Origin of the sequence: Amphibacillus marinus, from assembly GCF_900110345.1 — a bacterium.
Lineage (GTDB): Bacteria > Bacillota > Bacilli > Bacillales > Amphibacillaceae > Amphibacillus_D > Amphibacillus_D marinus.
Genome location: NZ_FODJ01000006.1, coordinates 19,527 through 40,580 on the forward strand (window position 1 = coordinate 19,527; position 21,054 = coordinate 40,580).

The following is a 21,054-nucleotide window of genomic DNA, read 5'->3' on the forward strand; positions in this document are numbered from 1 at the left end:
TGTGATAACGGCAATGTGTAAACGTATATGACAATCCCTTATAACAGGCTGACACTGAAAAAAATGATAAAGCCTTCTCACTTTTATAAAAAAGCTAATCGACGTCACGTATTTCTGCCTGTATTATAGCACAGATTGTACACGAATACTAATTAGAGTAAAACGACATTCTCAAAAAAACAGGAATAATGATTGTTAAAAACCAATTAATTATCACGATTACTTAAATAATCAATTAATTGAGCGAGAACAGTCTGATTTATTTTAGCGGTTAACAATGCCTGTTTTGCTAATTGCACATAATGATTTTTTTGCTCAATCGCTCCATTTAAACCAAGAAGCTTTGGATATGTACTTTTGTCTCTTTCGATATCGCTGCCTAAATCTTTGCCAATCTTAGCTTGATCACCATTTATATCTAAAATATCGTCTTGAATTTGAAAAACTAACCCGCTAGCACGTGCGCATTTTTTTATAACCTCGATATTAGCGGACGAGGCCCCTGCAATAAATGCACCCATCTCCATTGCATAAATAAGCAGCTGACCTGTCTTTAAATGATGAATCTCCTCAAGCTGCTCAAGGGAAATTTCTTGCCCTTCCGCTAATAAATCTAAGGATTGGCCACCAACCATACCTGTTGCACCAGCTGTTTGACTAAGGCGAGCGATGGCATATGTTTTTTGGTCCGCAGTAAGTTGTTCAGCCTCGGAAATAACTTGAAAGCTTAAGGTAAGTAATGCATCCCCAGCTAATATTGCTGTTGCCTCACCAAACTTAATATGGTTAGTCGGTTGCCCACGGCGAAATTCGTCATCGTCCATTGCAGGAAGATCATCATGAATGAGCGAATACGTGTGAACCATCTCCAAAGCAATTGCTAACGGCATAACTGCCTCAGCTTGCCCTCCAAAGGCTTCACAGCTCGCCATCATTAAAATAGGTCGAATTCTTTTACCACCAGCTTGGATAGAGTATAGCATAGATTTTTTTAATGTAATTGGGATTGTAGCATGTTCAAGGTATGTAGTTAATGCAACATTTAGGTTGGCTTGTTGCTTACTAATATAGTCTTTGAGTAAGGAAGACATCATCACTACTCCTCTGAATTTATTGGGGTCTTGGTTCCATTTTCATCAATAATGGTAGCAACTTGCTTTTCAACGTCACTTAGTTTGTTATCACACCATTTAGATAATTCAATACCTTTTTTATAATGCTCAAGTGCATCATCTAATGGAATATCAGCATTTTCTAGTTTCTTCACAATATTCTCAAGTTCCTCCATGACTTGCTCAAAACTTTGCTTTTCCTCTGCCATTTTTACTCCTCCTCTATGCCCCATACCTGACAATCCATAGTGCCATCTTGAAGCTTTACTGTAATCTGATCACCAGGCTGAACAGCTTTAACTGATTTAATCAGGGTTCCGTCTGCTTGATAGTTTAAGGCATAGCCCCTCTTCATTATTGAAAGTGGACTTAGCATATCTAGTTTATCAAGTTTCTTGCTAAATAAATTCTTCTTATCTTGAATTCGATTTTTTAATGCAACCTCGATCGCTTTCATTAAAAATTCTTTTTGTTGCTGTAGTTGCTTCATTTCTTGGTTAATTAACTTTAGATTTAAACGTGATGAAATAGCTTTAAATTGATGTTCCTTATGCTGTAGGATCTGCTCAGTTTTAACCTGAAGTCTCTCCATTAACCGGTCAAGTTCTTGCTCCTTTTGACTAATAAGCTGTTGTGGATACTTAAAAGCATAGCTAGTACCCAATCTTGTTAACTTACTCTTATTTGTCTCAATTCGATTTAGAATCTCTTTGTCTAATGCTTTCCGTAATTGCGTAATTTGTTGTTGGATCTGCCCCTGTACTGGCACAGCAAGCTCAGCAGCACCGGTCGGAGTAGGCGCCCGCAGATCAGCAACAAAATCAGTAATTGTAGTATCTGTCTCATGTCCAACACCAGATATGATTGGAATTCGTGATTCAGCAATAGCTCGAGCGACCATTTCTTCATTAAAAGACCACAATTCCTCAATTGAGCCACCGCCTCTTGCTAGAATAATGACATCAATCGTAGAATCTAGATTCGCTTGTTTTATTCGCTTTACTAATGAGAACTTAGCATCCGATCCTTGAACAAGGGTTGGAAATATAGAGACTTGAGCTCTTTGGTATCTTCTACTTAACGTTATCAGTACATCTCTGACAGCCGCCCCTGTTTCAGAGGTTATAATCGCAACATGATCGGGGAACTTAGGAATGACTTTCTTGCGTTCGTTGGCAAACAACCCCTCTGCAGCTAACTTAGTCTTTAATTGTTCAAATGCGAGGTGCAGTGCACCCACCCCGTCCGGAATCATCTCTTGAACATACAGTTGGTACTGTCCTTGTGGTTCATAAACACTTACTTCACCTTTTACAATAACAGTCATTCCGTTCTCAGGTTCAAACTTCATGTTTCGATTATGACCAGCAAACATAACCGCAAGAATTCTTGCTTGATCATCCTTTAAAGTAAAATACATATGACCGCGACTGTGATGCTTGAAATTTGAAATCTCTGCTTTTAACCATACAGTTGATAAGTGCTGATCCACTTCAAATTTTCGTTTTATGTAGCGGGTTAACGCCGTAACTGTTAAATATTGTTCAGCCATCAAATCACCTTATTTTTTATTCCGCTTGATCGCGGGCAGCTTTAATCGTGTTTTTCATCAGCATAGTAATAGTCATTGGTCCAACCCCTTTTGGTACTGGTGTCAGAAAGGAAGCTTTTTCTTTTACTGAATCAAAATCAACATCACCAGTTAGGCTACCATCTTCAATGCGGTTAACACCTACATCAATTACAATTGCGCCAGCTTTTACTGCATCTGCACCGATCATATTGGCCCGTCCCACTGCAACAATTAATATATCTGCTTGCTTCGTGTATTCAGTCATGTTTGGTGTTCTGGAATGACAGTATGTCACAGTTGCATGATTATTTAATAAGAGTTGACCAACCGGCTTACCGACGATATTACTTCTACCAACAATCACGGCATGCTTACCACTTATCTCAATATTTTTAGACTGAAGCATTGTTAAAATGCCATATGGTGTACAGGGAAGAAACGTCTCCTGCTGTGTTAGCATTCTCCCAATACTAATAGGATGAAAGCCATCTACATCCTTGTTTGGATGAATTGCCTCAATGACATGTTGCTCATTAATATGAGCAGGTAATGGAAGCTGAACCAAGATTCCGTTAACTTTAGTATCACGATTTAATTGATCTATTGTATTTAGAAGTTCGTGCTCAGTCGTAGAGGTGGGCAAGCTTAGCAGCGTTGAATCAATCCCGATAAAATCAGCTGCTTTCTGTTTGCCAGATACATAAGATTTTGATGCGGGATCATCACCAATTAAAACAACGGTAAGCTTTGGCGTAATTCCCTTCTCTTTTAACGTTTCTACTTCACTTTTCATTTCTAATCGTAAAGATTCAGCAAGCTTGTCCCCATAAATAATCTCTGCAGTCATGACATACATCCCCTTATTTATTTATTCATTTTCGATAGGACACCATTAATAAATTTGCCCGATTTATCATCACCATAAGCATGGGCAAGCTCAACAGCTTCATTAATAGCCACCCCTTTTGGTGTCTCAAGCTCATAAAACATTTCAAATGTGGCAATTCTAAGCAGTGTTTTCTCTACGATGGCTAACCGCTTAAAAGACCAATGCTCTAAATGATTGGTAATTTTTTGATCGATTTCAGCTTTATGCTGAACCACCCCGAAGATAACGCCAGATAGAAATTCATTTGGAGCTTCATCCTCCATTGATAATTGAATGGCTTCATTCGGGTCGAAATTTTCATTATCTATAGAAAAAAGCACTTGAAAGGCCTTTTCTCTAGCTAGTCTACGATTCATCCTGATTCTCCTTGCTTTCATCAAATATATTACGATAAAACTCAATACTATCATAACTAATCTAGTTTTAAAATGCTATAGCAATAGCTAGTTTAATCCTAAAGAATCTTACAACTAAGTCTATACGATAATTATCTTGTTCGACTGAACCTTATAGTAGGAGTCACATTAAACCAGTAGCCATAAAAACGGCTAGGACGAAAACCCAATTAGATAAGGAAAATCCGAACATAATCTCTGAAAGCATAGAGCGCTTCGGTAAAACACTTCGCTTTGTCAGAATGTTCGGATACCCAGTTTCAATATTTAGTTATGTCCCAGCCACATTATCTTCAGTCAGTGTGGCTTTCTTTATTGTCTTTCTCCATTTGCACGCCGACAACGTGGACATTAATTTCATCAACCTCAAGTGCAGTCATATTTTTTAGCGTTTGCCTAATGTTTTCTTGAACGCGTTGCGCAACAATTGGAATTGCTACACCATAATCAAAAATAACATAGACATCAATGACGACACCATGTTCAGTTAGTTCAACTTTAATTCCTTTGCCGTGCGATTTTAGTCCGAAACGCTCTGCTACATCAGTCGCAAAATTACCTCGCATTGCATAAACCCCTTTTACCTCAAGGGTGGCCAAGCCAGCAATAACTTCGATGACAACTGGCGCAATCTCTACTTTTCCTAAGCTTAAATCTTCACTTACATTTAAGACCGTTTGTTCATTCATTTTGATCTACTCCTTTAGAGTTAATCGAACTGTTCAGCACTTAATCAATCGTAGCATCTTTCATTATCGAATGGAGTTCAAGAAATTTAGTATTAAAATCTCCAGAGAGAAAAACGTCATGCTCTAAAACACGTTGATGAAAGGGAATGGTCGTAGAGACACCTTCAATAAAAAATTCACTTAATGCCCTTTTCATGCGTTCAATTGCTTCTTCTCTCGTTTTACCATGGGTGATTAATTTAGCAATCATTGAATCATAATAAGGCGGAATCCGGTAGCCAGGATATGCAGCCGAGTCCACGCGAACACCTAAGCCACCAGGTGGTAAATAAAGTTCAATTTGGCCAGGTGTTGGCATAAATTGTTTAAATGGATCTTCAGCATTAACCCGACATTCAATTGACCAACCATTAAATTGAATATCATCCTGATTAATTGCAAGCGTTTCATGACTCGCCACCTTGATTTGTTCCTTAATCAAATCAATCCCCGTCACCATTTCTGTTACAGGGTGCTCTACCTGGATGCGTGTATTCATTTCCATGAAATAAAAGCTTTGGTCTTTTTTATCAAAAATAAATTCTACTGTACCAGCACCAGAATAATTAACAGCTTGTGCCGCCTTAACTGCTGCATTACCCATTTCTTTACGGATAGTAGAATTAATCGCTGGTGAAGGGGTTTCTTCAATCAGCTTTTGGAGTCGACGTTGTACTGAACAATCTCTCTCCCCTAAGTGTATCACATTTCCAAAGTTATCTGCTAGTACTTGTATTTCAACATGGGAAAAATCTTCAATGAATTTTTCTAAGTAAACACCAGGGTTTCCAAAAGCCTTCTCCGCTTCTTGTTGGGTAACATTGATCGATTTAATCAGTTCTTCTTGATCACGCGCTACCCTAATCCCTTTACCACCACCACCAGCAGTAGCCTTAATAATGACGGGATAACCAATTTCAGCCGCTAAGGCAATTGCTTGGGCTTCAGATTCAATAATTCCTTCTGATCCCGGAACAATCGGAACACCAGCTTGTCGCATTGTTTCACGTGCTACATCTTTTGTTCCCATTTTTTGAATAGCATAAACACTTGGGCCAATAAAGGTAATTTTACATTTTGCACAAAGCTCCGCAAAATCAGCATTTTCAGCTAAGAAACCATAGCCGGGATGGATCGCGTCCACTGCGGTAAGGTTGGCAACGCTCATAATAGGGGTGAAATTTAAATAACTTTCCTTACTACTAGCTGGGCCAATACAATATGCTTCATCAGCTAATTGTACATGTAAGGCATCGCGATCTGCCTCTGAAAAAATGGCTACTGTCTTAATACCCAATTCTTTACAAGCACGAATAATTCGAACCGCAATCTCACCGCGATTCGCAATTAATATTTTTTTCAGCATTGTTATTATCCCCCTACTTCTGTTTTATCCCAAATAGAGGCTGGCCATACTCAACTAGTTCGCCATTCTCTGCTAATATTGTTACTACTTCGCCATCAACTTCAGCTTCAATCTCGTTAAACAACTTCATTGCTTCAACGATACAGACAACTGACTTTTTAGTTACCTGATCACCTATTTTCACATAAGGACCAGTTTCAGGTGAGGAAGACAAGTAAAAGGTACCAACCATTGGTGAAGTAATTTCATAATCATAATCTGGTTGAACCTTTTCAACCGTTACTGGCTGTTTATCGTCGGCTAGCTCAATAGCTGGTGTTACTATCGGCTGAGCAGTCTGTACAGGTACTGACTCAAATGTTGGAACATTTTTTTTCAGCTTTAACTTCTCGTTTTCAAATTCATAGACAAGTTCATCTACGGAGGATGCATCTAATACTTTTATTAATTCTTTAATTTCGGAAATTTTTATCATCTTATTACGCTCCTTATTGTTTAAAATCTAAGATTAAATACTAAATATTAATAACAGGTACTAATGATTACTCTTAACATTTTATTAAAAGTTCACCAAAACTTCAACATTTGTTTCTCTTATTGTAATAGATTCAGGTAAGGCTGTCTAATTAGGTCGGCTTTTTCTAGGGTCGGATTTAGCATATTAATTTATCTAGCACAGTAATTGCAGCAATTTTTTCTGAGGTAATACCTACCGTTTAACTCAAACAAAAAAACGAGCATATAATTATACCCGTTTAATCAGATCTAGCTATTGTGAGGTTTTTTTAATTCTTTTTTCCAATTATAAAAAAATCAATATTTAAATTGTCATTTATTTGCAAGTAGTAGTTTAACAAGATCGTAACCTCAAAGGTTACTACGTTAAATCTTGCCATATAAGTTCGAGCATTTGAAGGATATTTGGTCTGACAATCAGCACAAGCCCCTCACTATCTAAAGAAATACCATACTACGAACTTGCTGGTTGAAATTTAACTTCTACTTGTAACGGTCCAAATTCATCATAGACCATTCTCATAATATGATTTGCTTCTGTCTCAGAAAGTTCATCCGCTTTAATTGTGACTACAATACTCTCATCCATTGTTCGAACAAGAACATCTGGATAGCCATATTCTGATTTTAACGTTTCTTCAACAATAAGTTCCTTTGATGAGAGTGCATCCATCGCTTTTATCTCATCATATGCCTTATTCTTTTCTTCTGAACTAGCTGTGCCAGAAGCAACAACTGTTTCTAACTGTTCTAGCCGACTGCTTCTAGATTGTGCAAGTTCCATGCGAATAATGGTAAACAGGTCATTCTCAGAGGTAACAGATGACGTTGTTAATTCACCATCATCAGTTATGTTGCCATCATCTTCTGCTGGTGGATCTGTTAATTGCTGTTCATCACCTTCCTCTTGAAAGATAAATGCCAAATCTTCTCCGGTTGGAGAATTCATATAGTACACACTTAAAACGACCATTAAACTTAATAAAGTTAGTAACCAAACCGTTTGCTTTTTTAACACCTTAACCCTCTCCTTCACTTCTTGGCATGATAGAAATACGATGTGGTGGTACATCTAACACTCTTGAAACCGCTTCAGTAACCCATTGTTTAAGCTGCATTTGTTCAACGCCTTCTGCCACTACAAGTACACCCCTTACTGTTGGCTTCTTACTTTGTACAATTAGTGGGATTTCCTGATCACCTTGGCGAACAACAACCACTTGTTGTTCTTCAGTTAAATCTTCAATGTTTCTTGTTCCACCGCCCTGGTCATTTTCCACTGTAGATTGTGTCCCAACAATAAGATTCTTTTCAAAAACTTGCTCACTTGTTGCGTCTAGATTGACCATTACCTCTACATTTGACACACCAGAAATCTTCTCAAGAATGCCTTGTAAATCAGCTTGATAGGTTAGCTCAAGTTCTGTAAGTGGATCATCACTATCCTTATTTAAAAAGACAGTTGAATCTTGATCTTCATCAGTTTGATTAACGGCACTATCCTTAGCTTGTCTATCATCTATTGAGAAGAACTGGTTAATAATTAAGAGTAGGACACCTAGACACGCTAAAATGACAATGTAATTTGCTTTTGTTAGTTTTGGCTTTGATTCTGGACCTTTATTAGGGGAAAGCCAGTCTAACCATTTTTTGAGTGGATTTTCCAACGCTACCCCCCCTCCCAATAAATAGTAAGCTGTTCATGCTCCATCTCTAGAGCTTGACTTAGCCATTGTTGCATTGCCTGATAATTTTCATGAAAATAAGTGGACTCGTTACCGGGCTCTTCAGTATTAATCCAGACGGGCTTGATATGAATATTATTGAAGGTTTCCTCCTCTACATAGACTGAAACATTGGCTAATTCAGTGGAGAGCTCATCTGAAACATGGTCAAATGTAATTTGGGTTATGCGAAAACCATACAAGCTTGCAAATTCATCCTCAAGCTCTGTCTTAACTTGATTGCCAAGCTCTTCTATAACATATGCATGAGTCGAGGCTTGTATATCTTTTTTTTGAAGATTAATTGTTTGTTCGATGTTTTCACTACCATTTTGACTAAATAATGAATCAATCAATTTACTGGCATCAGTCTGGATATTCATATTAAACAATTGCACAATAGGTTGAATAAAATAAAAGAGAAAGATAATTGATAAGCTAAATTGAGCATAACGTTTCATTTTTTTATCTGGTAGAATCATCATGACAATCATCATGATAATCATTAAAATAATAATATTGGTTAGCCAATCGATAATTATACGCAAACTAGTCACTTCCTTTCTTAACGCATCATTAAAGTGAGATTACTAGCAACTAATAAAATAACGATTGTCATGACAAACATAAAGGAAACAACAAGCAAAGCTGCCAACAAATAAAAAATATGCTCTGAAATGGCTGTTGCACTTTTGACAATCTGAACCTCACCGATCGGTTGCAGAATAGCTGCTACCAGCTTATAAGAAAGACCAATAATGGCTACTTTAATAATGGGAACGGCAACCATGAGTAGAATAAATATAAAGCCAAACACACCTAAACCATTTTTCAAAATTTGCGTTGTTGCAAAAATAGTATCCGTCGCCTCAGAGAACATCCTGCCAACGACTGGAATAAAATTATTGGTTACAAATTGAGTCGTTTTCACAGTCAAGCCATCTTGAACTGATGAAATAGCACCTTGGGCTGACAAAACAGTTAAAAAAACACTAAGACAAATGACAAGTAAACCAAGAGCAACTTGTCTTAACAGGTCCGCTAGTTTTGTTAACTGAAAGGTTTTATTTAATAGACTAACTAAATGCAATAATAAGGAAAAATAAATAAGCGGTAGCACAACTTTATCTGTTATAACGACCGTTATATTTAGAAACGTAATAATGACTGGATGGAAGAACGAAGCTGAAAGGATGCCTCCCATCATTGCCATTAAACCAAGTAGTAATGGTAACAGAGCCAGAACAAAGCTATGAATTTGACTAACCACATCTGTAATTAGCGCTCCTACAACCGTGAAGCTTTGTATGGCCAAAGTTGTTAGTAAAATAATAAGTACGAGGTTAGCAACTGTGCTAACCGACTCAGATTGAAAGGATGCTTGCATATTTTTAAGAAAAGCCGAAATCAGACTAATGACGATTAATTGACCCAATAGTTTACTACTTGCCATTAATTCATGAGCTGTTAGCTCGAAGAAAGCTCTAAACAAGCTTGTTATCGAAAGACCTGAGCTATTTGTTATCATTTCCTTCACAGACAGTCGATTGATCTCAGGTAAATAATCCTCATAATCATATCTCAACTCCTGCCAGAAATCAGTTAATGGCTCTGTTTCTAGTTGGTCAAACAATTGTATTTCCGGTTGTTGGACCTCTTGCTCTGCATAAACTGGCAGGGTATGGCTTGTCAAATTCAACACGATGATACCTATAAGCGTGATTAGTTTCTTCATCAGGAATTAGCCTCCCGTATATTCGCTAAGCTATTGAGGAATAAAGCGAATAATGGCTTCGATAACTGCTGTTAAAACAGGTACTGAAACGATTAGAATTAACACTTTACCTACTAGTTCAATTTTTGATGCAATTGATCCAAGACCAGCGTCATTAGTAAGCTGAGCCCCTAATTCTGTTAAGTATGCAATACCAATAATTTGAAAAACAGTATCCAGGTAAATAAAGTTAATGCGATATTGATTGGCTAAATCTCTAAGTAGACTAATAATTTCAGTAACAGGAGCTAGAATAAAATAAAATAGTAAACAGGTTGTGATTATTAATAAAACTAAGGCAATAGTTGGCTGATAAGCTTTTATTAATGTAATAAGGAGCGCAGCGACAAAGCCAATAAGAATGACTTGGACAATTAGCATTCTTTATCCTTGAAATAGGAAGACAGATTTAATTTGCTGAAATAAATCAGCAATACTATTCATGACCATCATTAGGACAATAATAAAACCTACCAATGTGATGAATTGAGCGTATTCTTCTTTCCCCATTTGCTTTAAGATAGTATGGATCATGGCGACAACTACGCCAATTCCGGCAATCTGAAAAATTAATGAAACATCCTGTTGCATTATCGTTAACTCCCTTCTACATTAAAACTAACGTCATTAGAATGCCACTAAGTAAACCAATTCCTTGATAGACCTTTCCCAGCTTTAAGTGGTCAACCTGCGCTTCTTGAAATAATCGATCAAGATGTACACAAGCTAATTGCGTTTGTTTTCTTTGTTCTTTCGCATCAAACGTACCCAGTGTATAGCCGAATTGCTTTAAAATATCAATTTCCTGTTGTTTTAAGGCTGAGCAATTTTTTAACTTAATTAATTCACTATTCCAAAGTGTCGAAAGATTATCATGGTAACTTAATTGCCGACCAATACTAGCGAAAAAATAATTGCATGGCTTGGGTGATTGCTCAGCTATTTTAAGACATATCTGTCCAATTGTTGTATAGCTATAAATAATTTCTGATTCCATGATTTGTAAAGCAACCTTTAGCTGCAAGATTTGCTTTGGTCTCTGCTTTAACCGCTCAGCATATTCAAAGCCGATTAATGACGTTGCTGTAATTAGCAAAATCGCTCCAATCCAATTCATGACGCTCCCCCCGCTTCAAAGCAATATTTTCTCCATTCTCATTCAAAACTTGAATGCTTGTCCGATTTGTTCGATTTAAGATAATAAAACGGTCAAAATAGTTTTCTTTTAGTAAATATTGGAATTGACTCCGTTTCTTTAGTTGAGTTAAATTCATGCTGTGCGCTGTACATAAAACCGCCACACCTGCACGACTAGCTTCTAAAATAGCTTGGACATCACGCTCTGAACCAATTTCATCAACAATTAGCACGTCGGGGGACATTGAACGTATTAACATCATCATGCCTTCACTTTTCGGACAGTGATCCAGCACATCGTAACGATCGCCAAGCTGATATTGTGACTGTCCACCTTTACAAGCTGCTATTTCTGATCGCTCATCAACGATGCCAACTTTATAGGCAGGTGTTTGTCCCCAACCGGTTGCGATAATTCTGGCTAAATCGCGCAAATAGGTTGTTTTGCCTGATTGAGGTGGTCCAATAATTAAGGTATTTAAATATTGACCACTCTCAAATAAGTATTTAATTGCCGTGTTCGCCACCCCAATCTTTTCACGAGCTAGTCGTATATTAAATGAACTAATTGTTTGAATTTGTTTAACTGATTGATTTTGAACAACAGTTTGACCAGCAATACCAACACGATGTCCGCCAGCTAAAGTGACATAGCCTTGTCTAAGCTCCTCTTCTAAACGATAGCGCGAAAATTCACTTAATTGATTGAGGATATAATGACCATCTTCAACAGTGACAGTATACTCCGCAATGAAATTAAAATGATTTTGAAACACAAGTTCAATTGGCTTGTTTATTCTTATCCGTATCTCTTCAATTAGTCTACTGCCACTAATTGAATTTAACTCTTGATGGAATCGCTTTGGGATTATTTTAAGGATGTCGTTTGGTAACAGTTTAATCACCTTCAATCATTAGACTATGATTACTTCTAATATATGATGTCTACAACTGATTATGACAAGCAGGAGAGTTTCGCTATCTTTCGGAGCAGTATTCATGTGTATTCAGTACCCAATAAGTTAATTCTAAACTCCTCAACTTTTCAGACACTGAAAACAGTCATTAAGCCTTGCACGTGTTTGGGGGAGTGTGCATGCACTACCCAGATTGACTTTCATATCAGTTCGGCGCGTTATGCCGTTCCGAAAAGCAATGGGATCGCTCTCCGCGGAGCTGGCTTCTGGCTACAGGATGTAAGTCAGTTAAACGTTGTTCCAGGACGTGACGGGGTTAGTCTAACACTTCACACAGTGAATCTTCAGCTCATCCTATTCCCACAGGAGAGGATTCGCATCCATTACTTATCTTCACTTAGGTAGGTATTCATCATGAATGAGTTAGTCCAAAATCAAAAGTAGAAACGAAAATAGCGCTTATTATCAGTCAATAAGCGAAGATGCTGGGATTTACTACTTCTGAAACCAAGACCTGCTGTGTTCAAGACTTACAAGGTATAGTTCAAACACCCACGGAAATCAGAACATATCCTTCTTGCAACTTAATAACGATAGCTTTATACGAACGGGGTTATTCGGCAAAATATCTACTTGCCCTTTTCTTCTCCATGTTGCTAAGAACCAAGAAAGCGAATAAAAAAGCATCAACTAAATTCAGCTAAGCTTCATTTAGTTGATGCTTTTCATTATTGTTTTATGCGCGTGATACATATTTCCCATCAGAGGTACTTACAATTAAGCGATCACCAATATTAACAAAGAAAGGTACTTGAACAGTTAAGCCTGTTTCCATTACTGCTGGTTTTGAGCCGCCACTTGCCGTATCACCTTTAATACCTGGCTCAGTTTCAACAACTTCTAGTTCAACGTTATTGGGTAAGGCTACACCAATTGTCTCAGTTTGATATGACATAATATTTACTTCCATGTTTTCTTTTAAAAACTTTAATTCGTAGTCAATTTGTCCAGCAGGAATTTCTGTTTGCTCATAAGACTCCATATCCATAAAGGTATGCATTTCTCCAGAAGCATACAAGTATTGCATCTTACGGTTATCAATATGGGCTTTAGCTACTTTTTCCCCAGCACGAAAGGTTTTTTCCTGAATGTTTCCATTACGCAAATTACGTAGCTTTGTTCGCACAAAGGCTGCACCCTTACCAGGTTTAACATGTTGAAATTCTAGTACTTGCCAAATACCGTTATCAAATTCAATGGTCAATCCTGTTTTAAAATCATTAACTGAAATCATTACTTTATCCTCCCTAAAACCTCTCAGTAGCTTTTAGCTACCTATAATATAATAAGTTCTTTCGGTGCACTGTTCAAGCTTTTATTTCCATCTTTCAAGATGATGATATCATCTTCAATTCGACACCCGCCAACATTTGGCACATACACACCTGGTTCAACAGTGACAACCATGTTCTCCTGCAACACCGTTTCATCTGATGGTGACAAGCGCGGTGACTCATGAACCTCAATGCCTAAGCCGTGACCAGTACCATGACCAAAGCAATTGCCGTAGCCCTTCTCTGTTATGTAATCTCGTGCTAGCGCATCAGCTTCTTTACCAGTCATTCCTGCTTTGGTACCACGCAATCCCCGTAAGTGCGCTTCCAAAACGGTGTCATAAATATCACGTAATTGATCTGAAATATCCCCAACTGCAAACGTTCGCGTTATATCCGAGCAGTACCCTTGATATAAAGCACCAAAATCAAGTGTAACAAGCTCACCTTGCTCAATTTTCTTTTCACTCGCTACCCCATGTGGCAACGCTGAGCGAACACCTGAAGCAACAATAATATCAAAACTTGATGAGGTAGCGCCTTGCTTTCTCATGAAGAATTCTAGTTCATTAGATACTTCAATTTCAGTAATACCAGGTTTAACAAATTTTAAAATATGGGCATAGGCAGCATCAGAAATATTTGCAGCCTGCTGCATAATCGCTAATTCTTCCTCTGTTTTAATTGTTCGTAGCTGCTCAACAATTCCTGAAGTCGGGACAAGCTCACCTTCAACAGCACTATTATAGGCCTGATAATTGGCGTAGGTTAAATCAGTTTGTTCGAAACCAATTTTTTTTAACTTTCTTTTGCTAAGTTGAGTGGCAATCTCCGTAACAATTGCTTGCTTATGCTGAATTATTTCAAAATCAACTGCTTGCTTAGCAGCCTGCTCCACATAGCGGAAGTCTGTGACAAAGAGTTGCTCTGTTTTCGTTACAATTACAACTCCCGCACTTCCTGTAAAACCTGATATGTACCGACGATTAAAGGCATTGGTTATAATTAATGCATCCAAATCCTGTTTTTCAATGGCTTGCTTAAGGTTTACTAATTTACTCATCATCTGATCCACCCTTCACTATGTTAAAAAAACATTTCCCACCTATCAGTGTACCACATTTTGTCGTGTTGTGAAGATGACAAGCTCTAATGCAGCTATTGTTGCTCGGAATTGTAATCCATAAAATCATAGGAGATGGTGTAACCAATAAAGACACCATATAATATGAATATACAAATCGTTGTTACAATCGTATCTTTACTCAGGGTCACAAGACTAGGGACAGATTCAAACCAGTTTGACAGACCTAAAAAAATAGCTAGCCAGATCCCGATGCCATAAAGCAAGCCTGGCATCATACCCGTTAGGTTCTTTAAAAAAAAGTAGTATAGATATGCTAAAACTATTGATATAATACTTAATATAAGAATGGCTAATAACTCTCCCTGCCAGTGCATGATCCAGTTAGCACGAAAGAACAGCTGTAGTGTTAGTGAAGAAGGTGATACTTTAGTAAAATTAAAATACGAAGCAAATACCCCGACACTACTCCAAAGAAGACCACCAAAAAAACCAGCTTCTGCAACACGCCATCTAAGTGACTGAATTGACTCTTTCTTTTTCTCTTGTTTAATCATAAGTATTCACCTCATTGCTAACTTGTCCAAATTTCAAGTCCGCTATGCATCGTGAAAGAAATTGCAAAAAAACACTTTGCATTGCATAAATTTAATTTAAAAGACGATAATATAGTTAATTAAGTGATTAAGATTCTATTATAGAGGGAAAATAGTAGCAAGTTTATTCTACGACAAAAAAGGAGGAGTACATCATATGAAAGGACTTCGAACTGTTTTAGTATACACTGTTATCCTGTTCGCAACAATTGGTTTCTTCTATCAACTCTTCTTTCAAACAACTTCTTTATTTAATAATATACTAATTTTAGCTGGAATAGGCGCATTTGTTTATCTTCTCGTTTATTTATTCAAACCACAACAAAGAATGACCGATGAGTTGAAGAAATACCGACGCGCAGCAAAGATGACAAATCGACGTTTCGCTCAAACTCAAAAGAAGAAGAAAAATAGCACTCAAAGAAAGGTTACACCAATCGCAAAAAAGAGAGCTTCAAATCCACCTCATCTTCGAGTTATTGAGGGAAAGAAAGCAAATAAAAAAGACCGCGCTTCCTTGTAACCTAGACCGACCTGCTGGCAGTCACATATTCTTCTAATAATACCGGCAAAACAAAGATAAGACGAGTGAGCTACTTCAGCTCACTCGTCTTATTTGAATATTTACGAAACCTTGCTTAATGTTCGTGTTTGGAACTTGTAAAAACAATTATAAAATACATTCATCTAAGTTAATTGCGGAATTAAAACTAAACAAGCTGCTTTTGTAAGAAGTGCTTTGTTTTATGATAGCCCTTTTCGATTAATTGCTCGCGTCTTTGTTGCGAAAGCCCAAAGTCTGCGACGTTAACAGCATCCGTATCTAAAAAAATAATATTTCGTTTATCATGCTGCTCAATATATTTTAGATCTTGAGCATGTTGCATAGTTCCAATCAGCGTCTTGGTAAAGCGTAGACCATTATCTATTTGAAAGTTAGTAAAATAATTTTCTTTAGACTGTAGTTGAAACCCAAGAACAGGACGCTTTTGCTTTGACTGATCGGTTTTAAAGATTCCCATTGGCAAGCTACTTAATAAAGCACCATCTACGAGTAAATGCTTTCTTGCCTGTTGATCAAATAGCTTAATCGGTCGAAAAAAATAGGGTAAGCTCGCACTCATTCGAATTGCCTTCGCTACCGAAAAAGCATTTTGGTTTATACCATATATTTTAGTCAAGTCATCTGGCAAAATAATTAATCGACCAAGCGTAAGGTCCGCTGTTGTTATCTTCATTTCAACCTTGGTAATATCATTAAAGGACACAATTCCCTTTTCTTTTAATAGCTCTGCCAGCCACAGTTCAAGTCGATCCCCTTTATATAAACCTAGCGTTCGATAAACAGCCAACCATTTTGCAAAGGGAAAGTATTTCTCCAGCTTGCCTCCATCGAGAAATTGCTGAAGATCGAGATTAAGCATGATTTCCTTTAGCTCTTTAGCTTGATATCCCGCTGCAAGTAAGCCAGCAACAATTGCCCCCGCTGAACTACCGGCAACTCTGGCAAATTGGATTCCTTTTTCTTCACATGCCTGTAAAGCACCAATATAAGCAAACGATTTAACGCCACCACCGGAAAAGACACCATCAACAATCATTCGCATTCTCCTCATATCTATTTGTGTAATAGATATGCATCTGCTACAAAAAAATAACTGAATCAGACTAATCTGATTCAGTTATTCTTCTTGATCCGCTTCTTCTCTTAAGATAGCAAGTTCTTTTTCTCGATCTGGGTTTTTTTCAAAATATTGAACAAGATCGCCAATTCGATCAATTGAGTTCCAGCTCAAGTGGTGCTCAATCCCCTCAACATCTGTATAAATATTAGCGGCGTCTACACCAATGATTTCAAGAAACTGCTCAAGCAATTCATGTCTATATACTAAACGTTTTCCGATTTTTTTACCTTGTGGTGTTAAGATTAAGCCACGATACTTCTCATAATTAAGATAACCGTCTTTGTCTAATTTTTGAACCATTTTTGTAACGGAGGAAGGATGAACCTCAAGAGCTTCAGCAATATCGGATACCCGTGCATAGCCCTTTGATTCAATTAACATGTAAATTTGTTCTATATAATCTTCCATACTAGGTGTCGGCATAAGTCTCCCCCATTCTTCAAACAATCTTTACCTAACCAATTAATTACTCTTTAAAGAATACAATAGTTTCTGAACAGAGACAAGTCAAATCGGCTTTTAATTACTCTAAATAAACATTTCATTTTGAAAATAATTAATAAACATCGTATAATATAGACAGACTGATCAGGTGAACGTTCAACCAGATGAGACTTTCTTTATCGCCACTAATTGTTAGCACCACGGGTATCAACCAAAAAGGATGATTAACAAACGGCCTTCTAAAGAACGGCCTCTGAATGAATGGGCTTACTAACTGGCGAGTCCCAACCTGAATTTATTTTATGGAGGGGCTTACGGTCAGTTAATCTGTATTAAAAAAAGGGGAACGAAAGATGTTTATGACTTTAGCTTTAGCATGGGACTGGATTGTTATTTTATTTATTGTAATTGGTTACATTGGCTTCACACTGTACCGTTACTTTAAAACTAAAAAAATATTAACAACTCTTACAGAAACTGAATTTAGGGAAGGTTATCGAAAAGCACAGCTAATTGATGTCAGAGAGCAAAAAGACTTTGACGCTGGTCACATTTGGGGTGCACGTAACATACCGGTTTCACAATTCAAACAACGTATGAAGGAAATGCGGAAAGATATGCCTATATATTTGTATTGCCAATCCGGTACCCGCTCAACTCGAGCAGCATGGTTACTCCATAAGGAGGGCTACCAGCAAATTCATGATTTAAAAGGTGGCTTCAAGGATTGGAAAGGAAAAATAAAAAAAACCAACAAGCCTAATTATTAAAATATTCAGGCTAGAAGATAAATAACAATGACCGAATGAGCACATGCTTGTTCGGTTATTTTATTAGCTAAGATCATCGCCCCTCGTTCCCTCACGCTTACCTCCGTGAATAACAAACTAGCTTTCACCCCATTTTTTAAATTTTTTTATCGTCATAAAAATGGCTAAGTTGTCAATACTAGTATTATCTTAAATCTCTAAAAAGACTTTACTTCAGAAGGCGGTCTCTTCATGCATATTGAACTTAATCGTGATCTGACATTTGTCGATCACTATCTCGAAAAAATTAATCAAAACGGACCTTTCTCAGATTGGAAGAGTTTTGAGCGTGCCTATCAAGTTGCTAATACACTTCTAGTGCCCAGCTCTAATACACTAAAAGCTTTAGAACAACTGAAGCACGTCCGATTCCTACAGCACCAGATAGATACAGTAAAGAAAGTCATGCATAACATGAATGGTCGTGCCATCCTGGCTGATGAGGTTGGTTTAGGGAAAACAATTGAGGCTGGGTTAATTTTAAAAGAGTATATGCTTAGAGGATTAATCACCAAAGCATTAATTATAGTGCCTGCCTCATTAGTTAATCAGTGGGCAAGTGAGCTCTATGAGAAATTCTTTATAAGAACGACCATTGCCAAAAAAAATCCTTGCTGGTCTAATCAAGATGTGATGATTACTTCAATTGATTTAATTAAGCGGGAGCCACATCGAAGTGCCGTCCTAGAGCAGCATTTTGATTTTTTACTTATTGATGAAGCACATAAATTAAAAAACCATCAAACAAAAAACTATCAGCTTATCCAAGCTTTGTCAAAGAAATACTGCTTATTATTAACGGCTACTCCCATTCAAAATAAACTAACAGATATATTTAATTTAGTGACACTGCTTAGACCAGGGTTATTAGGTGATCAACAATCCTTCCTTAAAACATTTGATAAAGGAACCACTGTCCTAGATGATCAATTAAAACGTTTGATTCAGAAGGTAATGGTGAGAAACCTTCGTCATGAGACTGAGTTAGACTTTACCAAACGACACGTCGAAACAATAACTGTCACACTTACAGATGAAGAGCTAGCTTTCTACCATGAGCTTGAACAGGCTAACTTTACCAAGCAAAATGTAAGTAGAACATTATTTTTAAGGGAATTTTGCTCATCAAGAGAAGCACTCTATACTTCTTTACTTAAACAGAAAGAACAGCATACGAGCTTGTTAACGCAAATCGAACAATTGCCTCATCATGCCAAAGCTTTAAAGCTAGTGGAACTAATTAAATCAATTAATGACAAATGCATTGTTTTTACCGAATATCGCGCGACCCAAATATATCTACAATGGTTATTAAAAGAGCATGGCATCAGCTCAGTTCCTTTCCGGGGTGGATTTAAACGCGGAAAAAAAGATTGGATGAAGCAGCTCTTCAAAGACCATGCGCAAGTATTAATCGCAACTGAGGCCGGTGGAGAAGGGATTAACCTACAATTTTGCCATCACTTAGTTAATTATGATTTGCCATGGAATCCGATGCGCGTTGAACAACGTATTGGGCGTATTCATCGGTTTGGTCAAGAACATGATGTGAAAATTTATAACTTTTCTATTGAGAACACAATTGAAGACCATGTCCTGCAATTGTTGTACAAAAAAATCCATCTCTTTCAGCGTGTCATTGGCCACTTAGATCAAATACTGGCAGACTTAAATATCGGTAATATTGAAGATGAACTCACTGCAATTATGCAGCAATCAACAAGCATTGGCGAAGTAAAAATTAAAATGGATAATTTAGCGGAGGTGATCGCCTATCATGATTGGTCAGGTGCAGAACATGGAAATAGAGAATCTTCATAATTTTCTTATTGACTATTTTAGCGATAATAAGTGTGAGGTTGACGTAGACCAACAGGCAATTCACGTTCAATTGACTGATGAAATGGATGAAAAGCTAATGAATCGACCATTTTATTGGCAGTATGTAAAAAAACTAAATCAAGTTGGACAACCAATGAAGGTCAGTTTTACGACTCAGTTTGAGCTGGCCAGCAAAGACGTTCAATATATCTACCTAGGTACAGAACGTTTTAAAACAATCTGTCTAGATGTCCTTGAAAAAGGAAAGTTCACCTCACTTTATCAGAAAACAGAGGTGGCAGAACAAACTCCTCTTTATCCTTGGTTTATCATTAATTTGAAGCTAACCTTTGTGGGAAAGACCAAGCATGAGTCGCTATTTTCGTTTGGTATTAACCTTATAAATGGTGTAATTATTGATCAAGCCATTACTTGGCTTAAGGAAAAAGAATGGACTGGAATCACACCAGACTTCTGCTACTCCATCACTCCATTAATTACACTTAATCATGCATTTCTACGTATTGAGCATTATATTCTAGAGAAACTTCAGCATGAGCAACACAGCTGGGCAGAACAGTCTTACCATGAAATGAGTGAAGAACTTAAGCTCCTTGAATACTTTTATCAGCGTAACCCAAATTTAGATCAGCAACAGTATGAGAAGGAAAAGCAAAATATCCAAGTGCTTTTCCAACCTAAAATTAGCTTTGAGATCGTTAATGGTGGCTTATTCTATACCGCTGAGAAAGCATAATAAGGTACTGTATACGTATTTACACCAAACGTATACAGTACCTTATTTTAAATAGATATGCTAAGACTATAGCAAGTAACGAGCCGCCACCGCCATACAATTATTGTTTAACTGATGCTTTACTAATTGCGCTTTGTTACCACAATACTAGCATCTCTACAACATCTATTCCTTTTCTAATGTTACATTTTTTGCAGGTGAAAAAGTTGATATGGCATGTTTAAAGATTAGTTGTTGTTTACCTTCTGTCTCTAATAAGACAGTAAAATTATCAAAGGCTTTAACAATCCCTCTTAATTGGAATCCATTTGTTAAGAAAACGGTGACCTGAACATGATCCTTTCTTAACGCGTTTAAATACTGATCTTGAATGTTAACAGATTGAGCCATGCT

General features: G+C 37.3%; 26 protein-coding genes. 4 read left to right on the forward strand and 22 right to left on the reverse strand.

What is annotated here, in order from left to right; translation table 11 throughout:
* Window positions 1–206 precede the first annotated feature (206 nt).
* The 19 genes from BM000_RS09240 to BM000_RS09330 form a co-directional block, all read right to left on the reverse strand.
* Complete coding sequence (locus BM000_RS09240) at window positions 207–1,091, reverse strand: polyprenyl synthetase family protein (protein WP_091497212.1); 885 nt, start codon at window positions 1,089–1,091, stop codon at window positions 207–209.
* Window positions 1,092–1,096: 5 nt separating this feature from the next.
* On the reverse strand, window positions 1,097–1,321 hold the full coding sequence (xseB, locus tag BM000_RS09245; protein ID WP_091497214.1) for an exodeoxyribonuclease VII small subunit: 225 nt from the start codon (window positions 1,319–1,321) through the stop codon (window positions 1,097–1,099).
* 2 nt (window positions 1,322–1,323) lie between these two features.
* A complete protein-coding gene (gene xseA / locus BM000_RS09250) occupies window positions 1,324–2,664 on the reverse strand; it encodes an exodeoxyribonuclease VII large subunit (RefSeq protein WP_091497217.1) in 1,341 nt (446 codons plus the stop codon).
* A gap of 16 nt (window positions 2,665–2,680) precedes the next feature.
* Window positions 2,681–3,532 (reverse strand): bifunctional methylenetetrahydrofolate dehydrogenase/methenyltetrahydrofolate cyclohydrolase FolD, encoded by an 852-nt coding sequence (gene folD / locus BM000_RS09255; protein WP_091497220.1) that lies wholly within the window; start codon window positions 3,530–3,532, stop codon window positions 2,681–2,683.
* A 17-nt stretch (window positions 3,533–3,549) separates the two neighbouring features.
* A complete protein-coding gene (gene nusB, locus BM000_RS09260; protein ID WP_091497223.1) occupies window positions 3,550–3,930 on the reverse strand; it encodes a transcription antitermination factor NusB in 381 nt (126 codons plus the stop codon).
* A 332-nt stretch (window positions 3,931–4,262) separates the two neighbouring features.
* Window positions 4,263–4,658 carry an Asp23/Gls24 family envelope stress response protein gene (locus tag BM000_RS09265; protein WP_091497226.1) on the reverse strand — a complete coding sequence of 132 codons (396 nt, stop codon included), beginning with the start codon at window positions 4,656–4,658 and terminating at the stop codon, window positions 4,263–4,265.
* Window positions 4,659–4,698: 40 nt separating this feature from the next.
* Window positions 4,699–6,063, reverse strand: coding sequence for an acetyl-CoA carboxylase biotin carboxylase subunit (accC, locus tag BM000_RS09270; protein WP_091497228.1), 1,365 nt, complete (start codon window positions 6,061–6,063; stop codon window positions 4,699–4,701).
* Window positions 6,064–6,076: 13 nt separating this feature from the next.
* On the reverse strand, window positions 6,077–6,538 hold the full coding sequence (gene accB, locus BM000_RS09275) for an acetyl-CoA carboxylase biotin carboxyl carrier protein (protein WP_091497231.1): 462 nt from the start codon (window positions 6,536–6,538) through the stop codon (window positions 6,077–6,079).
* A 495-nt stretch (window positions 6,539–7,033) separates the two neighbouring features.
* Window positions 7,034–7,597, reverse strand: coding sequence for a SpoIIIAH-like family protein (locus tag BM000_RS09280; protein ID WP_091497233.1), 564 nt, complete (start codon window positions 7,595–7,597; stop codon window positions 7,034–7,036).
* A gap of 1 nt (window position 7,598) precedes the next feature.
* Window positions 7,599–8,246, reverse strand: coding sequence for a stage III sporulation protein AG (gene spoIIIAG / locus BM000_RS09285; protein WP_091497236.1), 648 nt, complete (start codon window positions 8,244–8,246; stop codon window positions 7,599–7,601).
* A gap of 2 nt (window positions 8,247–8,248) precedes the next feature.
* Entirely contained in the window at window positions 8,249–8,851 is a 603-nt protein-coding gene (gene spoIIIAF / locus BM000_RS09290; protein WP_091497238.1) for a stage III sporulation protein AF, read from the reverse strand.
* A 17-nt stretch (window positions 8,852–8,868) separates the two neighbouring features.
* A complete protein-coding gene (gene spoIIIAE, locus BM000_RS09295) occupies window positions 8,869–10,038 on the reverse strand; it encodes a stage III sporulation protein AE (protein WP_091497241.1) in 1,170 nt (389 codons plus the stop codon).
* Between the two features lie 30 nt (window positions 10,039–10,068).
* Window positions 10,069–10,458, reverse strand: a complete 390-nt coding sequence (gene spoIIIAD, locus BM000_RS09300; RefSeq protein WP_091497244.1) for a stage III sporulation protein AD — start codon at window positions 10,456–10,458, stop codon at window positions 10,069–10,071.
* Window positions 10,459–10,461: 3 nt separating this feature from the next.
* The gene (gene spoIIIAC / locus BM000_RS09305; protein ID WP_091497247.1) at window positions 10,462–10,668 is read right to left on the reverse strand and encodes a stage III sporulation protein AC; all 207 of its coding nucleotides are present in this window, start codon (window positions 10,666–10,668) and stop codon (window positions 10,462–10,464) included.
* Window positions 10,669–10,684: 16 nt separating this feature from the next.
* Entirely contained in the window at window positions 10,685–11,194 is a 510-nt protein-coding gene (gene spoIIIAB / locus BM000_RS09310; RefSeq protein WP_091497251.1) for a stage III sporulation protein SpoIIIAB, read from the reverse strand.
* The gene (spoIIIAA, locus tag BM000_RS09315) at window positions 11,139–12,110 is read right to left on the reverse strand and encodes a stage III sporulation protein AA (protein ID WP_091497663.1); all 972 of its coding nucleotides are present in this window, start codon (window positions 12,108–12,110) and stop codon (window positions 11,139–11,141) included. Before spoIIIAA ends, spoIIIAB begins: the two co-directional genes overlap by 56 nt.
* Window positions 12,111–12,867: 757 nt before the next feature.
* On the reverse strand, window positions 12,868–13,425 hold the full coding sequence (gene efp, locus BM000_RS09320; protein WP_091497254.1) for an elongation factor P: 558 nt from the start codon (window positions 13,423–13,425) through the stop codon (window positions 12,868–12,870).
* 41 nt (window positions 13,426–13,466) lie between these two features.
* A complete protein-coding gene (locus BM000_RS09325; protein WP_091497256.1) occupies window positions 13,467–14,528 on the reverse strand; it encodes a M24 family metallopeptidase in 1,062 nt (353 codons plus the stop codon).
* A gap of 95 nt (window positions 14,529–14,623) precedes the next feature.
* Complete coding sequence (locus BM000_RS09330; RefSeq protein WP_091497259.1) at window positions 14,624–15,106, reverse strand: YqhR family membrane protein; 483 nt, start codon at window positions 15,104–15,106, stop codon at window positions 14,624–14,626.
* 196 nt (window positions 15,107–15,302) lie between these two features.
* On the opposite strand from BM000_RS09330, the gene BM000_RS09335 reads away from it, so the two are divergent.
* Window positions 15,303–15,668, forward strand: a complete 366-nt coding sequence (locus BM000_RS09335; RefSeq protein ID WP_091497262.1) for an SA1362 family protein — start codon at window positions 15,303–15,305, stop codon at window positions 15,666–15,668.
* 187 nt (window positions 15,669–15,855) lie between these two features.
* Here BM000_RS09335 and BM000_RS09340 read toward each other — a convergent pair whose 3' ends face one another.
* Both BM000_RS09340 and mntR read right to left on the reverse strand, forming a co-directional pair.
* Entirely contained in the window at window positions 15,856–16,746 is an 891-nt protein-coding gene (locus BM000_RS09340) for a patatin-like phospholipase family protein (RefSeq protein WP_091497264.1), read from the reverse strand.
* A gap of 81 nt (window positions 16,747–16,827) precedes the next feature.
* Window positions 16,828–17,253, reverse strand: a complete 426-nt coding sequence (gene mntR, locus BM000_RS09345) for a transcriptional regulator MntR (protein WP_091497267.1) — start codon at window positions 17,251–17,253, stop codon at window positions 16,828–16,830.
* A 374-nt stretch (window positions 17,254–17,627) separates the two neighbouring features.
* Between mntR and BM000_RS09350 the strand changes: the two genes are divergently transcribed.
* The 3 genes from BM000_RS09350 (at window position 17,628) to BM000_RS09360 (ending at window position 20,661) form a co-directional block, all read left to right on the forward strand.
* Window positions 17,628–18,044 carry a rhodanese-like domain-containing protein gene (locus BM000_RS09350; protein ID WP_091497269.1) on the forward strand — a complete coding sequence of 139 codons (417 nt, stop codon included), beginning with the start codon at window positions 17,628–17,630 and terminating at the stop codon, window positions 18,042–18,044.
* A 231-nt stretch (window positions 18,045–18,275) separates the two neighbouring features.
* On the forward strand, window positions 18,276–19,904 hold the full coding sequence (locus tag BM000_RS09355; protein ID WP_091497272.1) for a DEAD/DEAH box helicase: 1,629 nt from the start codon (window positions 18,276–18,278) through the stop codon (window positions 19,902–19,904).
* Window positions 19,861–20,661: a YqhG family protein gene (locus BM000_RS09360; protein WP_245751623.1), complete on the forward strand. Its 801-nt coding sequence runs from the start codon at window positions 19,861–19,863 to the stop codon at window positions 20,659–20,661. The genes BM000_RS09355 and BM000_RS09360 overlap by 44 nt, the downstream gene beginning before the upstream one ends.
* A gap of 165 nt (window positions 20,662–20,826) precedes the next feature.
* Here the strand turns inward: BM000_RS09360 and hfq are convergent, their stop codons facing one another.
* Window positions 20,827–21,051, reverse strand: a complete 225-nt coding sequence (hfq, locus tag BM000_RS09365; RefSeq protein WP_091497274.1) for an RNA chaperone Hfq — start codon at window positions 21,049–21,051, stop codon at window positions 20,827–20,829.
* Window positions 21,052–21,054: the final 3 nt, after the last annotated feature.